This window comes from Paenibacillus sedimenti (genome assembly GCF_014534655.1).
Classification (GTDB): Bacteria; Bacillota; Bacilli; order Paenibacillales; family NBRC-103111; genus Paenibacillus_E; species Paenibacillus_E sedimenti.
Window position 1 is genome coordinate 12156 of record NZ_JACVVD010000007.1, and the last position, 16245, is coordinate 28400.

Sequence of the window (16245 nt, forward strand, 5' to 3'; positions counted from 1 at the left end):
CCCGACCTCCTAGTTTCATAGTGATTGAAGTGTTTGGGGTCCCCTAGTCCGCTTATCACTATTTCTAGCTACTAATTTTAAACATTACATACCTAGGATGTAAAGGGCTTTGACCGAAAGGATTTATGTAGCTCTTCGATCCCGTGTCGAAAGTATGGCATTCCATACCGCGGCAATTTCCCGTTTGGAGTAGACAGGTCGACCGGGAGTATCATACCGCACGTTTTCATAGATCAAAGCAAATTCAAGCAGTGCTTGTTGTTGCGCAGCATTCTCTAAACGTATGGACGTTACGTATTCGCGCACGGATTGATGGGCGGATTTGGCGCCAAACTTGCGAAAAAGCTGCAGCCACAGACGATCCATATACCTGACAAGCGGTTGAGCGTTACCGGAAGGAGTTCGGCTGCCGGGAAAATGCAGAGCGATGCTTTGAAGCATGCCTTTTCGCCACAGGATCAGGAAAATGCCGATTGCGAGCATGCAAATAGCGGCCGCGATTAGTAAATGTTTCCTATATGATTTCACAAAAAAGGCAAGCTCATTCGCTTTCGTCTGAAGCCATTCTTTGGAGTCAGTGGAGAAGCTCTGCACAGTCGGAATATTAAGCAGCGATGCGGTCATCATTGGCCGCTCCTCCGGGCTGATCGCAACTGCCGCTCTGGCATGATCTTCGCCGATCCCGGTGAAGCCGGGCGTGGGCTCGAAAGGGACCCAGCCAGCCGATGGGAAATAAACTTCTACCCACGAATGCGCATCGGAGTTGCGTACGGTTACTTCTCTGGTTCCGCCGTCCGTAACAGACTGCTGCTCCCCAGGAGCAAATCCTTTCACCCAACGGGCGGGCACGCCGACGGAGCGAAGTATCACGACCATGCTCGTTGAAAAATGGTCACAGTAGCCTGTCCGATCTACAAATAAGAAATGGCTGACAAAATCCTCATTGCGGGTTGGGCGGGTCGGTTTATCCAAGCTATAGGAGTAATTGCTGCGCAAATACTGCTCCACCGCCACTGCTTTGGCGTAAGCCGATCCCGCGCCTTCCGTCACCTGCTCGGCAAGGCCCCGAATCGTACGCGGCAATGCAGCCGGAAGCTGGAGGTAGGCATCGCGAATAGCTGCCGGATAACTGTCCGAATCGGAACTGAGTATGGCTGGATCTGCATGCGCCGGTTGAACGGTAATTTTGTAATAAGACAGCGGATCGCTGATCTCCGGCAGCGCCACTTTGCCGGTGACACTATTCATGATAACAATGTCCGGCGAAAGTGCAGCTCCCTTTTCCGTCAACAGTCCATCGATTTGCACCAGAGAACCGCCGTGAAATAATTGTTTGTTCGGCGCTTTGGAGTTCCAGAGCACTTCCTGAGTGACGGTCATCCCGGAGACGTTACGATGAATGGATACAAAAGGTTCGCCGGCTTGTTCGGTTTGCGTCCATCCTTTGCCGTCGTAGAAGCTTTTGGACTCGCCGCGCCAGTATGTGAGTTCCGATGTTTTGGCCGCGAAAACCGTACTGCTGTCCGAAAGCATCGGACCGCCGAGCACAGAATCATCATGACCGTACCCTGACCTGGCGATAGCCGTGCGCAAGCCGTCATTCTCATTGTAAAGATCATAAATTTGATCCGATATATGAGCCCAGCTTACCGGTTTCATCAAAGATGCCGGCCCCGATTGGGCAGTCGAGTACCATCCCGCTCCTGCCAAAATGCCGACAACGACTAGACTTATCGCCAACCATTGCAGTGCTCCCCCAGCCCGCACGTTAGTTATACCGTAAGATTGTTGGATACGAGAGTGATTAAGGAGCGACAGTAGCAATAAGCCATACCCTAGCGTACGAATGATACCCTGTATGGTATCTGTACCGAGCGCCAGCTGCAAACAAACGAGATAAGCGAGCGTAGCGCCAACAAACCATAGACTATGCTGTCTCTGCAGCATGAGCGCCTGCACCACGGAGAGCAGCAACGACCACCCGAACAGAAACAGTAAGGTTCGCGTTTCACCGCTAATCAGGTCAAAACGGGTCGTTGCCACGTGGCCGATATCTTGAACGATGAGCCTAACCAAATCGATGATCCATATTCCATTCACAAAACCATCGCGTTCAAACATGAATCCGATCGAAAGCAGGATGATGATGCTTTTGGCCGCCCAGCCCCACGTATACGGAACCCGGAAGCAGTCAATAGCGATGCAAAGTCCAAATATGACCAGAAACGGCTGTATACGATATATTTCCGAAATATCCGCTAATTCAGGCAGTGGGCTGAGCCACTCAGTCAGCAATAAAAACAGCAGCAGCGAGATGATGATATCACGGAATAGCGAATCGCCTGCGCGGATTGTTGTGTTAGTATCGTACGTGTTGAAGTATGTGGTCCGAGATGAGCTTGATGTTGACGGATGATGTGAGTTGGAACGTGATATCGCAGAAGCAGAGTGATGCTGTGAGCTGGATCGAGACACTTCGGAAGCAGAGTGATGCTGTGAGCCAGACTTTGTTGCAAAAGCAGAATGCTGCTGTGAGTTGGTTCGAGAAGTATCAGGGACTAAGGGCTGTGAGCGCCTAGGTTCAAGCGGTTGCATCCGCGACACCTCCCTGCTTCGGCCACTCGTTCCGCGGGTGTGGTATTTCCGTGAAGCTGCAGCCTAACGCCTGCAGCTGCGAAGCCCCCTCCCGGTCCGCGACCGAGAGGGATGGCCGTGCGTGCACGTAGATCACGTGCACGGCCCGCCTCCTGCTGCGCGCTTCAGCGATCGCGCGCAGCAGGACGGCATCGAGCGTCGATGTGATGCACAGCATCGACGCATCCGGCGGCAAGGCCGCGGCCTCTTTCCTGACGAGGTCAGGAAAGGTGAGGGCGGCCTTGCCGCCCACGCTCGCGAGGACTTCGTACGCGAGCGTCAGATCGGGGCGAATCGCCGGCGCGATTCGCCCTGCCCCGGCGGAGCTGCTGGCGAAGCCGCAGCTCTCGCGCCCGCGGGCGGCGGCTGCGAAGAAGCCCGCCGCGAGGGCGACGCCTTTCTCCAGCAGCGGCTGAGCCGCTTCGGCTGGAGTCGCCGCAGGCGCAGGCGTCGTGTCGAGCAGCAGCATCCGCTTCACGGCGGATGCCTGCTCGGGAGCCTTGGTCATCAGCCGGCTGAGCTTGGCTGTGGATTTCCAATGGATGCGGTGATACGGATCACCGCTCACGTAGTCGCGGACTCCGCCGACCCGCGGAGCCGTTGCCCAAGGGACGCCTGCTGCCGGCTTATCGCCATCTTCGGCATGCAGCGTCATCACAGCCCGGTCTAACGCGTCGGGCTTCGGGTACACGATGCAGCGCTGATGGTCCGTGCGCTGCGCCTTTTTCACGGCAAAACCAAACAAATCTCCGGTGACGACCTCAAGACCGGCGAAACGATACACACCGCGCATAAGCCCTGTGATACGGTAATGCAGGGTGAATGAAGTGCGAAACCATGGAAAAAGCAGCTTGCGATAGGTGAATTTAGCATGGCTCCCCTCATGCAGCCACGACTCCTTGATAATGAACCAAGGCAATGGGATGGGCGATCTGTGCGTAATATGCAGAACAATTACGAGATCCTCTCCGGATGTTGAAATCGGTGCAGAGAGCGATCGGCTCGCCTGAAGCCCTTTTAAAGCGACCGTATAGACAAGCACGGCTTGCAGCAGCACAATGAGCAAGCAGTCCAATAAGAACCAGGAAGCCAATCCGCCCTGCGTATAAGTCAAAACGCCCGACAGCAGACATCCTATAACGAGCAGCAACAATTTTCCCCAGCTTTTCATCGCGCAGCCCCTTACTTCGATGAAGCATAACGAAGAACAGGAGTTTGCACGGAAGCAAGCAATCCCGATAAAATCGCTTCCGGCGATTTCCCCGTTATCCGGGCTTCCGACGTTAACATCAGGCGGTGCGTCCATACCGGGAGCAGTAAGTCTTTAATATCATCGGGCACTACGTAGCTTCTGCCTCTCATGTAAGCGGCCGATTGAGAGGCACGCAGCAGTGCATAAGATGCCCTTGGACTTACGCCCAAGTACAAATCAGGGTGCTGTCTCGTTGCTAATGCAACACGAACGATAAATTCCTTTAACGTCTCGTCAACATGAACCATGGCTGCTTCTTTTTGTAATTGCACGAATTCATCTTGAACGATAACCGGCTTCAAATGTTCTAGCGGTTGCCGATCCTGCAAGCGGTCCAGCATTTGAATTTCTTGCTCGGGCGTTGGATAACCCAAGGTCAGTTTCATCAAAAACCGATCCATTTGCGCTTCCGGGAGCGCATAAGTACCTTCATAATCGGCGGGGTTTTGCGTCGCCAGGAGCAAAAACGGCTTCGGCAATTCATAACCGACTCCGTCGATCGTCACCCGCTTCTCCTCCATCGCTTCCAAGAAGGCGGCCTGCGTCTTCGGCGAGGTGCGGTTGCATTCATCCGCCAGCACAATCGGCGTCATGAGCGGACCCGGGCGAAATTCAAATTCGCCGGATTTGGCATTGTACACAGAAACGCCTGTCACATCGGATGGCAGTAGATCCGGCGTACATTGAATTCTTTTAAACTCGCAGCCGATCGTCCTTGCGAGAGCGCGTACCAACATCGTTTTACCTACACCGGGGACGTCCTCCAGCAAAAGATGACCGCCGCTCAGCATGGCCACAAAAGCTTTCTCTATCGTTTCTCTTTTCCCAACAATGACTTTCTCTACGTTCATGATCATCCGTTCAACGAGAGGCTGCGGCTGATCGAAGATTCTTGTTTTCGACTGCATAGGCAAGAAGCCTCCTTCATCAAGGTATGCTTCTAGTTTTTCCAGTCGTCTACTATTTTAGACATCAGTAGTTGATAGCAAATAGAGAGTTTTTCAAGAGACTATTATTTTCGTTCCACATATTAAATTGCCGAAAAGCAAGCGACACTTCTCTTGTCCCCGAATCCATCACGGATTGCGTGATGCGACCTCCGAGTAAACCTACCGTATTCTGTAAAGGAACGCGGATCGTCCCCTCTACCAGACTCATATCCGCCAAATTATGCGTGGCTACACGATTCCCCAGCTTATAGAGGCGAATGCTTCTTTTGGGCAAATCATATTCCACATCGTACATACCGTAATGAGCGTAAGCCGTCTTCACGGGCTCATTCCACTCCATGCGTCCCCCCATCTTCTCAACTAAAAAGCGAAGAGCCAGTTCGATCCGGTCGCCCTGTAACTCGTATTGCGATTGGTCCAGGGTATATCCGTTCCCTCCGACCACATTGATCTTCAGCGGTAAGCTAGGCTTAGATGCGAGCGCCTGTGCAGATTCCTCACGGGCTATTTTCGTCTGATTCACCAACTGTTCGGGCGTATCCAGCGGTTCATTCTTTGGTGGTACATGCGCCAGCGCATACTGCTGTGTTTCTTGCAGCAGCTCATTAAAGTGAGCAAAACTCATGTTTCGTGACCACTTGGGTTTGCCGACGGGAAACTGCTTGGGCTTGACTTCGGTCGTTAACGGCGCAAACGTATAGCCTAATTTTTTGTAATAATGGATCACTTGCGGCAGCGCTTCTACGGTAGATTCATGACCTGTTCCGTCGTGAAACAAAACATTCATTTCGTGCTCGAGCGGAGCGTTTTTGACCGATTGAATAATTTCGTTCACCGGCACGTTTTGCCTTTTGGAATCGCCGCTATCCACGTTCCAATCCAGAACGGTATAGCCTGCTTGTTCCATCAAGTAATAGTAATATGCATCAAAATTAGTATAAGTACCTCCCGGAGCCCGCACGAGCTGCGGCCTGACCCCCGCCACGTCAGCGAATATCTCTTCGCTTCTTTGAATTTGATTCCAGAAGTTTTGGAAATCGCTGTAGAGCTCTTTATATACATGATTATACGAATGATTGCCGAGTGTATGTCCGTCTTTTACGATCCTTTTGATCAGATCCGGATGCGCCTTCGCTTCTTCACCCAGTGCGAAAAACGTTGCTTTCACATCTTCTTTGTCCAAAATATCCAGCACCTGAGGCGTAAGCTTGCTGGGTCCGTCATCGAACGTTAAATAAACCGTAGGCTGCTCCGGCTTCTTGTAGGTTTTCTCTTTCGGCATGCTTGTGCGCTTTCCCGATTTCAGCATTTGATAGATTTCTTGCCCGTCTTGCGCGGAGATTCCTTTGCCCTCAGCCGCTTGTACAGGTACAATTGAAAACCAAAGATAGACCAGTAACAGTACTGCCATAGTAAGTTGAATTCGCTTGTTCATCTTTGAGTTGGAATGTTGTGGATGAGCACGCATGCCGATAATCCCTCCGCTTTGTTCTATCATTTGACCTGCTGATAGAGTATATGGGAGGAGGGCATGTAGTATGTCATGTCTCGGAAATTTGCTAGAGCAAGTCGCACCGAGAGTACTTTAGGTCACCGATTGCATTTATCGTAGTCCGATTTCGCCCAATTGCAAAAATGTGGTAAACTTGCACAAACCAAGCTGCAATTTTGTAAAATCGGACTTCAAACTGAGTTGGTGGTTATATTTTATTTGCAATTGTGTTTTTCCGGACTTTAGTAGCGATATGCTCGATTTCTGCGCCGAGTTAAATCATGCTGTTGTTCGTTAATTGCTCAGGCGTAGAAAAAGAAGCTTTCTTCCCCTGAGAGGGAGGAAAGCTCCTTTTTTCATTTGCGCTCATAAGGCACGTACACATCCACTTCTTCCGGCCATTTGGGGTTATCCACATGGTAAACTTCAAAAGCCAGTGCTTTGGCTTTGCTATGAAGTCCCTGCTGCTGCAAATAGGTATGAATAGCTTCGTAGGGATCGCCGCTGCATCTGGTTTTCGCATATGAATACGCAGGTAACGTATAGCCCATCATGCCCTCCGGTATATGTGACAAATCGCTAACTTCCAGGCTAATGATATAAGTAAACATGGTTTCTGCAGCAAAATGCGGGCAAACATAACGCTCCGGATGCAGCGCGTTACTGATTTCAGGCAACCTCGCCAACAACCTCTTCTTGGTCTCTTCGATGATACGTTTATTATCTCCCTCGAACGTACAAGTGACGGGAATGCCTATCATGTGGATTTGCGGCAGCGCAAGCAGTTCTACTTTCGCTTCATGCAGGATCGTCATTCCGGGCTCTGCTCCTTGCAAATCATTAACAAATTGCCATCCGGGTCTTTGAACACGAACCAATGGTTATGCTCGATCTCCGTCACCAATTCTACTCCAAGTTCTTTCATATAGTTGTAAGCAGCCTCCAAGTCGCTGGTCGGAAACATAAGCGCCGGCGTTTGATAAGTCGCTGCACCTTGAGGCTCTTTGCCTCCCCACATCGGCATCGTATCCAGAATAATGCCTGGACCCTCGACAGGCAGCGGACATAAATGGTCGAACAAAATTGGCGTATCCAGCGGTAAGCCGAATAGCCGGCAGTACCAGTCACGTGCTTTTTCAATGTCGCGAACCGGAATGAATGTACCTGCAAGTCTGGGTAAAAGCGGATTAACCATGATGAATTCGCCTCCTATTTTTTCACAATCGCTTTATGAATTTCGTAATTAAACTCGTTAATCGTGTCCCAAGGAATATCAAACGGATTGACTTGCAAATCGTTGACCTCAAACCCGAGCGAACCTTGATCATCTGCAAGCCTATATTCGGCGGAATTCGCTATCCACTCATCAAGCTGCCTGTATGTACTCCACATATGCTCCCGGTCCCCTTGAACGCGGATCGTTGCGTAAGTTCGAACTGGGATTTCGATGACTTCCAGGTAGTTCGGCACATCCTCCAATGTGTTTATTTCAACTCCAGCGTACAGGACGGGTTTCCCTTCTACGCGAGCTTCCCACTGAGGGATGAATACAATGCCGCTATGCGCATTTGCCCGATTCGGATGATGGGCAGGCATAGCTTTATCGACTTGATGCCAAGCTTTCCGAACCTCGCGCCCCATGACGTTAAACTCTGCAATTGCAGGTAATACAGCCGCTTTAAATGCAGGTAATTGTTTCACTATAACGATCATGATTCTTGCCCCCTCCTATTTACTTCCCGGCTCCGGAAATGTAACGACGCCAATCGCGTTGCCATCCGGATCCCACACATCGAAGAAACGCATCCCGCTTCCGCCGTGAATTTCGGACACTTCCGCTCGTTCCTTCTTAAAAAAGCTGTGCGAAGCATCTACATCCGACGTATAGAAATTGAACGGAATGTGTTTGCTGCTCGGTCGTTCGTCACTCTGATAAATCGTCAACCCCGCTTGCAGCGGTCCTTCCTCATCAAATCGAAAACCTACGTAATCTCCTTGTTCACTTCGAAATACAACGCGAAAAGGAAACATGCGCATGTACCATTCTTCCGAGCGTTTCACATCGCTTACCGGAACAAATACGGTATCGATACGTTTTATCTTTAATTTCTCAGCAGTCATCAGACGAAGCTCCTTTGCAGCGTAGAATGTTGGATTTTTGTATAAGTGCACGTTATGATTAACGGCAATCCTTCAGGGTCTTTAAGTGATAGGTTGCCATCCGAGAAATGAATATCTTCCGTATGCGTCCCGCTCTTTTGCAGCTTCTCGTGCATCCCCTTAACGTCATCGGATTGGAGCGTAAAATATGCCTTTTCGCGAACCGCTTGCAGCGCCTTGCGATGAACATCCGGCGACATGACAATCATGGTGATGATCGTCTCGCCGCTTCCCACTTTCAAATCCGCGCCTTGACCCCAGTGGTGATGGAGTGTCATGCCCAACACTTCGGTGTACCACCTGATCGCTGCCTCCAAATTAATGACCGGCAGGAAGACGGCCAATACACGATGAAACATCGGCGTCATCAGCTCCGTAGACGGGGTGTGATGCAGCGACGTCGGACGCTCATGGCAAATGCCAATGATATTTCCATCAGGGTCTGCGAATTCGCAAACCTTCATGTGGGGATCATCCATTACTTCAGTGGTCGCGATCCCGCGTTCGAGGAAATACTTTTCATTCATGTGTTCCCTGTGTGTGTAAAAGTTAAAGCAGGGTACGTGTCCTTCTTCATGCAAATGTCTTTGCGGTTGATGCGGTGCAGCAAGTTTCAAGGAGAGCAGCGTCTCTCCCTCCGCAACTTGAAGATGAGCTTCATCCCCGTTCTTCTCAAGAAGTTTGAAGCCAAATTCCTTCTCGTACCAAGCGATTGAACGATCTAAGTTCGAGACGGGAACAAACACGCGATCAATCTTATTCAACATCCTAGCTGAGCCTCCTCGATTTGGGTTTTTCCATGTTCTCGCTTATATAACGAATGAGGGCGACGAATCCATACACCCTCTGCAAATTTTTTTTCAAGAGTTGACCATAAGCAGATTCCCGTCCGGATCCTGAAAGGTAAAGAACAACTTCCCTCCTACCCGTTGTATAGCATGAATGCGGATTCCTTGCCCCTGCAAGCTTAGGTAAGCGGAATAAATCGCCTTGGCATCATGCGCGCGAAATCCGTTCACGATCGCTTCAAAAGCCGCTGAATCCAAAGGGGCTTCACCCGCCTGCAAGTAACGACGAGGCTCTGTTTCCCAGTTACCGGACCATGTTTTGAGCTTACTTCGCGCACGCGAGAGCGCAACTTGAACCGCCCCTTCGGATGACAGCAAAAAAGATGCGGTCTCTTTAGCTGTAAATTGAAACACTTCCATTAACAGCAAGATCACCAAATGCTTCGGAGAAAGCCGATGGGCCAGCATTTCAATTAATTCTCTGGTTTCATAGCGTGTATCGTGATGCTGGGTAAACTCCAGATGCTCTTGTTCCAACGGTTCTATTGGGCGGCGCTTCTGTTTCCTATACTGATCCCGCCATAAATTGGCTGCTATCCGGTAGAGATACGATTTGGACAGCTTCCGATCCGGCTCTTCCTGCAGCACTTTCATTAAACGCAGTACCGTCTCCTGCATCAAATCGTCCGCTTCCCAGCTGTTCCCCGCTATAGCCCGGCAATAAGCCGTCAAATCGAGTCTGATGGATTCAATGCGAAACGCAATAGCTTCCCGTTCGTTCTTATGCTCATGTATATCCATGATCGTTCGTTCCCTTGTTTATATGTATACGAATATATATTCTCTATTTTCCATTTATACCCTGCTTTTGGGCAAAAGAAAAGACCTTGAGAGACGAATCTCTCAAGATCTTAGGCTTCGCGGGTTGCGGTTTCATGTGCTTTGGGAGTTGTTGGAGCAGCAAATAGGCTTTTACTACCAATTAGGCCTATGAAACTTACGAGCAGCAACGCACCAAGCAGCAGCAGCGCCGCTCTGGCGCCTTGATACGTAACAATTTGGGTACACACCCCAATGAGGATGACTCGCATTCCCATTCCTACGGTATTAAAGAAACTGTTCACTCGACCGATCAGGTGATTCGGCACCATCTCCATTAAAATGGTATTCCTCGCAACGCGACTTCCCGCATTCCCCCATCCGTTCAACGCTTTGAAGGAGAGAAAAATACTGACGATAGGAAAAGAATAAAAGAACACAATCGAAAGACTAAATAGAATGAACGAGAGAATCGTCGTATAATAGGACCCCAAACGCTGCATGAGCAGCGGGACTGTTAATCCGGCAATTACGGCACCGATCGCAAAGATCATATCGGCTGCCCCCAGCACGTTAGCCCCACTGTGAAGAACGCTGGTAATGTATACGGGGAATAAATAATTCCCCACCATCACACATAGAAACGGCATGAGCGCGCATATGAAGAACATGACAAGTATGGGTTTCGTTTTCAAATAGCGATAGCCTTCTGCGATGTTAGACCACATGGAGACGGCTTGCGTTGCTGTCTGCGAGCGGCTCCGCACATAAGGAATGAAAAGAAACAGACCGAAACCTATGAAATAAGTCATTGCATCGGCCAGCAGAATCCAGGCAAAGTCAATATGATCGACGACTAGACTCGCCACGCCCCCTGCAATCATCGAGGTGGATTGATTTTGCACTTCCAATATCGAATTCAAGGTCTTGTATTGCTCTTTGGAGAAGATCTCTTGCGTAAAAGCGAACTGAGTCGGGAAGTGGACATTATAGTAAAAAGCTCCGCTGAAATACACGGCTACCAACTGCCAGGTTTCAAACTGCCCCGCATAGAACCCCCAAAAGGCAAACGCCAGCGTAACCGATCCGCCAACCACTTCACTGAGTAGAAGCAGCTTCTTACGGGAAAATCGATCAATGAATACGCCGATTTGCGGCGATATGAAGAATAACACAACCGTCGTCGCCAAAGTGGCGTAACCGTACAGCTCGTCCCCGCCGGCCCGATTAACCAAAAGCCACGGCACCCCGATCATCGTAACGCCCGATCCGATTGAGGATAAAACATTCGCTATCATGAGAAACAACATTCTTCGATCTCTAAGCATGGTCCACATGTTCAACATTCCTTTCGCTCGCGAAACGCCGATGGGTATTGTCAATTTATTTTACCATAGAACTTTCCTTTGCTCGTCAGTATTTTTGAAATATATGGATACGAAAATGGTCGTAGGGCTTTGGTCTGCGATTCTTTTCAAACCCTGACAAATTGTTGTCAGGGACAGTCATATACAATAAAACCATCAAGTGAAAGTATCCTTAAAGAAGAGGTGTTATTGATGGAACAAACAACGACTGAAATAACGCAAATTTTAATTTGCAAAGTAAAAAAATGTAGATTGCACGTCGGTGAAGAGGCCATTGAAGCTGTGGCCGCTTCCATCCGAAAGGAAGTTGAACTTCAAGGCATTCAGCGCCAGGTTGAAGTCGGGTTCGGCAAATGCAGCGGACTTTGTCAATATGGCTGTGTCGGACATCGGACGCGAGATCGTCAATCGTCACATTCTTCAGGGCGAAATTCTCGCGGCCTATACAGGCAAAAAAGCTATCCGCTCTAAATGAGCGAGTAGCTTTTTCATATCATTCTTCTTTATTTTACATTCAGTTTGGAAACCAGCTTGCTAATCGTCGTTCCTTGAACCAATAGCGAGAAAACTACATTGCTAAAAGTCATTGCCAACAACAGATCGCGCCCCTCAAATGCGGGTGAAATACTCAAGATCAGCGCTATGGATAACGATCCCTTTAATCCCCCCCATGCAATGATCGGCTTCCACGCATTAGGGATTTCCCGGTCAAAGATAAGACTAACATATACGGCAATAAATCTTGCCAGAAGAACGATGAGTATGCTCCCTCCGATCTCCATCCATTTATCAGTAAAATCGATGTTGGATATTTCCAAACCAACCATTAGAAAAATCAGCGCATTCGCAATAAAAGCAATTGTTTCCCAAAATGCATCCATCCTCTCATGCGTTAAATCCGACATCCCAATGTTCTTGCCGTATGTTCCCAGCAAAAGCCCGGCAAACACAACCGAGATCACCCCGGAAACATGGAACGACTCCGCAACTTCAAAAGCGCCATAAAATAAAACAATGGAAAGTCCGATCTCCACCAAATAGTTATCAATTTTCGAGGTGATTTTCGACGCAATGAACCCTCCTGCAATACCGATCACCATTCCGCCTAAAACCACTTTAACAAACTCCAGCGTACCATGCATGACGCCGGACATGCTTAACACGGTTGTCACTGCAGCGATTTTGAACAACACTACGGCGACGCCGTCGTTTGCCAAACTCTCACCTTCTACAATAATGGACAGCTTCTTGTTTAGTCCCATAGATTTGAAGATCGTTAATACAGATACAGGATCCGTTGCAGCCATAAGGGCTCCAAAAACAAGAGCTTTTTGTAAGCTTAGACCTAATAAAACATAGGATAGCCCGGCAATAAGAACAAAAGTCAATAATGTCCCTAACAATGCCAGTAATAAAATCGAACGTTTATTTTCTTTAATCTCTCCGAATGGGAGCTTGAGAGCTGCATCCCCAATTAGGGCAGATAAAAAAATCAGAATAACTGCTGTCTGAAATACCTGATCCGATGCCACATATGTTTTAATTTCATGTATCGCGTCAATCGGAAGGATACCAAGCAATAGTCCGGCAACTACCAGTAAAGTCGGGTAGGGTTGTTTGATTTTATGGGCTATATAAGCTATCGCAACAGCAATTGCGAGTAAAACGAGCCAATAATGGATCATTGAAGCCTCCTATGAGCAGTTCCTTTAAGTAGAAGAATTATTTCCATTCCACACTCTGTAATAATCGAAGCTTCATTAGAGCAAGGATAAAATCATTATAGAAATCTTGTCTCACAATGAATTGATATTTGTGATTGGGGAAAGCGTAAAATAAGACATCCGTTAGAACCCTATTTTGTTCAAAATGGTATTGAATTTCTTTTAATTTATCATCTAAGGTGTCTCCATATAATTGAATGTGAAATTCAATATCCTGCCCATTAGCCTTTTCTTGAATATCAATAACTTGTGAATTGAAAGTGTACGCTAACATGGGATTCCTCACCTTTCTTACATTAAGTAGCGTATGTAAATATAGATACTCGAAAGCACGATCGAGAGAATCATCAACGGAAAACCATATTTCAAGTACTTGACAAAGGTAATAGGATACCCTTCTTTTCCTGCTAATCCAGCAACGATCAGATTGGCGCTTGCACCAATAAGTGTACCGTTTCCTCCTAAACATGCTCCCAAAGCTAGACTCCACCACAATGGCTCCAAATTGCTGACACCCATATTCCCCATCTCTTGAATCATTGGAATCATTGTTGCAACAAAAGGGATATTATCAAGGAACGCGGAAGCAATGGCACTCAACCAAAGAATTAACATGGATGTGGTCAGCAAATCTCCCCCCGTAACATCTATGGCCATAGCGGCTAATTTGGCAATTACACCTGTTTCCACGAGACCTGAAACAAGAACAAATAATCCAATAAAGAAAAATATGGTAATCCATTCCACACTATGAAAGGCTTTTTCCAGCATGTGCTCTCCCGTTAAAAGAAGAAGCAAAAATGCTCCGCTCAGCGCAACAGTAGCCGATTCCAGGTGCAGCGACTGATGAAGGAAAAATCCTAATATCGTTACACTCAGGACGTTAAGACACTTCTTCAGCAGTTTATGATCGGTAATCATGGCTTTCTCGTCCATTTCCATGATGCTGCGCTGCAGCTCAGGCGTTGACTGGATCTGCTTTCCAAACATCATGATAAACAAGGGGACATATGCCAAAATAATGATTATGGCGATGGGCGTTAAATTATTAATGAACGCCATAAATGTCAACTCTTTGACCGCGCTGCCGATCATAATGTTAGGAGGATCACCGATCAGAGTGGCTGTACCGCCAACATTTGCTGCGATAATTTGCGTTATGAGAAAAGGGATTGGATTTACACGCAGTTGCCTAGTAATACTGAACGTAACTGGGACCATAAGGAGAACTGTCGTGACATTATCCAAAAAAGCCGATCCTCCGGCCGTAATGAGAACTAAGGCTACCATAATCCTTTTTGGTTTCCCTTTGGCCATTTTGGCGGCTTTCAAAGCCACATATTTAAATAGTCCGGTTTCAGCGGTAATACCTACAATGATCATCATTCCAATGAGAAGTCCCAGCGTATTGAAATCAATGTGATGAAGTGCGGTTTCTTGGTCCACAATGCCAAGTACAACCATGAATACGGCTCCAAACATCGCCAAGATCGTACGGTGGATCTTTTCGGAAATGATCATGCCATAAATGATTAAAAAAATGCCGATTGCCCAAATTGCTTGCTGCTCCATAAAGCCTCCGTTTTTTATCATTATTTACCAAGAATCCATTCCATATGTAAAAAGACAAAAAGAGCCCGTTGGTGACAGGCTCCTCCGATAAAACGATATGTATAAGAGATATCATACATTTTATCCATAACAAAGTAAAGAATGCTAGATACAAATGAAATCTGAAGATACCCGTGAATATCCGCCCTTAATATTCCAATACTAGGAATAACATTACAGGGAGGTTTCACTCATGTACATTAATAATTTAAGACTTATATTAGTTTTTTGTATGATTTTTATTACTACTACATCTTTATTTGTTTCTGCGAAAGAAATCCCGGAGGAAGCTCAAAAAGTTCTTCACAATTTCATACAAGAGGGTGGCCAAACCTTAGAAATTGAATGGAACGAAATAACGGATACTCCTTCAAATTTACATGGCAGATTGACACAACCTTCGAGTCATACATCAACATGGATTGCCTATGAGCTATTAAATCGCTTTAAAACCCTTTATGGAATCAGCAATCCTTATCGGGATTTAAAAGTAGCAGCAGTAACCACTTCTGACGATTTACATATCGTTCGCCTTCAACATCTACTTTTCAACACGCCTGTTTGGGGAGACCAGCTTGTTATCGAAATTGACAAAGCAGGCATTGTCCATCGAATATCCGGTACGATTTACCCGCGATTGGACAAACAACTTTTTTACCGTCCTATGGTCGCAGCAATATCAGAGAAGAAAGCAGTACAGATTGCTGTTGATGCATTACGTGACAAAGTAACACTCTTTACCACTGCCGAAACATCGCTGTACTACCTGCCAACCAGAAAAGGGAACCCTTTAGTTTATGCAGTGACATTTCGCTTTCGAAACCAACCTGCTAAAACCTTAACAACTATGGTCCATGCACTTACCGGGAAAATCATTCCCTATTAACATCACCATCGATTGCTACACCATTGGGTATCTACTTCATATCGCTTTCCACTACCCCTTCGCGCTTGTTGTAACCATTTCCTTTACGGCATCTAGTACCGACTGCACATGATTCTTCACTCTTATATTGCTCCACTCTTTCACGATCCTGCCTTTCTCGTCGATCAGGAACGTAGAACGCACAATGCCCATATATTCACGGCCGTATAGCTTTTTCAAAGCCCAAACACCATACTTTTCAGCTACTTTATGATCCGGATCCGATAGCAACAAGAAAGGCAATTCGTACTTTGCAATGAACTTATCGTGGGATTTGAGATCGTCCGGACTGATTCCCAGCACCTCCACGCCTAATTCGGCAAACTTGCCGTTATAATCGCGAAAATCGCACGATTCTTGCGTACAAGTCGGTGTATCGTCTTGCGGGTAAAAGTAAATAACAACCTTCTTGCCCCGGTAATCCTTAAGTGACACTCGCTCTCCACTGGATGCATGCAGTGCGAAATCCGGCGCTTTTCGTCTGGCTTGCTTTTGTGTCATGGATATTCTCTCCCTCGTGCTC

Annotated in this window: 17 protein-coding genes; 2 read left to right on the forward strand and 15 right to left on the reverse strand. The window is 47.6% G+C overall.

Annotated elements, in window-relative coordinates:
- Positions 1 to 123: 123 nt before the first annotated feature.
- The 11 genes from ICC18_RS19250 to ICC18_RS19300 form a co-directional block, all read right to left on the reverse strand.
- Positions 124 to 2595 (reverse strand): transglutaminase-like domain-containing protein, encoded by a 2472-nt coding sequence (locus ICC18_RS19250; RefSeq protein WP_188176077.1) that lies wholly within the window; start codon positions 2593 to 2595, stop codon positions 124 to 126.
- Positions 2582 to 3805 (reverse strand): DUF58 domain-containing protein, encoded by a 1224-nt coding sequence (locus ICC18_RS19255; protein ID WP_188176078.1) that lies wholly within the window; start codon positions 3803 to 3805, stop codon positions 2582 to 2584. The genes ICC18_RS19250 and ICC18_RS19255 overlap by 14 nt, the downstream gene beginning before the upstream one ends.
- Positions 3806 to 3816: 11 nt before the next feature.
- Complete coding sequence (locus tag ICC18_RS19260; protein ID WP_188176079.1) at positions 3817 to 4794, reverse strand: AAA family ATPase; 978 nt, start codon at positions 4792 to 4794, stop codon at positions 3817 to 3819.
- 64 nt (positions 4795 to 4858) lie between these two features.
- Positions 4859 to 6304 carry a polysaccharide deacetylase family protein gene (locus ICC18_RS19265; protein ID WP_188176080.1) on the reverse strand — a complete coding sequence of 482 codons (1446 nt, stop codon included), beginning with the start codon at positions 6302 to 6304 and terminating at the stop codon, positions 4859 to 4861.
- Between the two features lie 380 nt (positions 6305 to 6684).
- Complete coding sequence (locus ICC18_RS19270) at positions 6685 to 7143, reverse strand: GyrI-like domain-containing protein (RefSeq protein ID WP_188176081.1); 459 nt, start codon at positions 7141 to 7143, stop codon at positions 6685 to 6687.
- On the reverse strand, positions 7140 to 7523 hold the full coding sequence (locus tag ICC18_RS19275; protein ID WP_188176082.1) for a VOC family protein: 384 nt from the start codon (positions 7521 to 7523) through the stop codon (positions 7140 to 7142). The genes ICC18_RS19270 and ICC18_RS19275 overlap by 4 nt, the downstream gene beginning before the upstream one ends.
- Positions 7524 to 7537: 14 nt before the next feature.
- Positions 7538 to 8041 (reverse strand): GyrI-like domain-containing protein, encoded by a 504-nt coding sequence (locus ICC18_RS19280; RefSeq protein WP_188176083.1) that lies wholly within the window; start codon positions 8039 to 8041, stop codon positions 7538 to 7540.
- 15 nt (positions 8042 to 8056) lie between these two features.
- Entirely contained in the window at positions 8057 to 8449 is a 393-nt protein-coding gene (locus ICC18_RS19285) for a VOC family protein (RefSeq protein WP_188176084.1), read from the reverse strand.
- Entirely contained in the window at positions 8449 to 9255 is an 807-nt protein-coding gene (locus tag ICC18_RS19290; RefSeq protein WP_188176085.1) for a VOC family protein, read from the reverse strand. The genes ICC18_RS19285 and ICC18_RS19290 overlap by 1 nt, the downstream gene beginning before the upstream one ends.
- A 93-nt stretch (positions 9256 to 9348) precedes the next feature.
- On the reverse strand, positions 9349 to 10077 hold the full coding sequence (locus tag ICC18_RS19295; RefSeq protein ID WP_188176086.1) for an RNA polymerase sigma factor: 729 nt from the start codon (positions 10075 to 10077) through the stop codon (positions 9349 to 9351).
- A 110-nt stretch (positions 10078 to 10187) separates the two neighbouring features.
- The gene (locus ICC18_RS19300; RefSeq protein ID WP_188176087.1) at positions 10188 to 11432 is read right to left on the reverse strand and encodes an MFS transporter; all 1245 of its coding nucleotides are present in this window, start codon (positions 11430 to 11432) and stop codon (positions 10188 to 10190) included.
- A gap of 222 nt (positions 11433 to 11654) precedes the next feature.
- On the opposite strand from ICC18_RS19300, the gene ICC18_RS19305 reads away from it, so the two are divergent.
- Positions 11655 to 11933, forward strand: a complete 279-nt coding sequence (locus tag ICC18_RS19305) for a hypothetical protein (RefSeq protein WP_188176088.1) — start codon at positions 11655 to 11657, stop codon at positions 11931 to 11933.
- Between the two features lie 32 nt (positions 11934 to 11965).
- Here ICC18_RS19305 and ICC18_RS19310 read toward each other — a convergent pair whose 3' ends face one another.
- From ICC18_RS19310 to ICC18_RS19320, 3 genes are read right to left on the reverse strand one after another with little or no spacing between them, the layout of a single operon-like run.
- The gene (locus ICC18_RS19310; RefSeq protein WP_188176089.1) at positions 11966 to 13147 is read right to left on the reverse strand and encodes a cation:proton antiporter; all 1182 of its coding nucleotides are present in this window, start codon (positions 13145 to 13147) and stop codon (positions 11966 to 11968) included.
- A 37-nt stretch (positions 13148 to 13184) separates the two neighbouring features.
- Positions 13185 to 13460 carry a hypothetical protein gene (locus ICC18_RS19315; protein ID WP_188176090.1) on the reverse strand — a complete coding sequence of 92 codons (276 nt, stop codon included), beginning with the start codon at positions 13458 to 13460 and terminating at the stop codon, positions 13185 to 13187.
- Between the two features lie 17 nt (positions 13461 to 13477).
- Positions 13478 to 14758, reverse strand: a complete 1281-nt coding sequence (locus tag ICC18_RS19320; protein WP_188176091.1) for an ArsB/NhaD family transporter — start codon at positions 14756 to 14758, stop codon at positions 13478 to 13480.
- Positions 14759 to 14990: 232 nt separating this feature from the next.
- On the opposite strand from ICC18_RS19320, the gene ICC18_RS19325 reads away from it, so the two are divergent.
- On the forward strand, positions 14991 to 15683 hold the full coding sequence (locus ICC18_RS19325) for a hypothetical protein (protein WP_188176092.1): 693 nt from the start codon (positions 14991 to 14993) through the stop codon (positions 15681 to 15683).
- Positions 15684 to 15734: 51 nt separating this feature from the next.
- Here the strand turns inward: ICC18_RS19325 and bcp are convergent, their stop codons facing one another.
- Complete coding sequence (bcp, locus tag ICC18_RS19330; protein ID WP_188176093.1) at positions 15735 to 16223, reverse strand: thioredoxin-dependent thiol peroxidase; 489 nt, start codon at positions 16221 to 16223, stop codon at positions 15735 to 15737.
- Positions 16224 to 16245 lie beyond the last annotated feature (22 nt).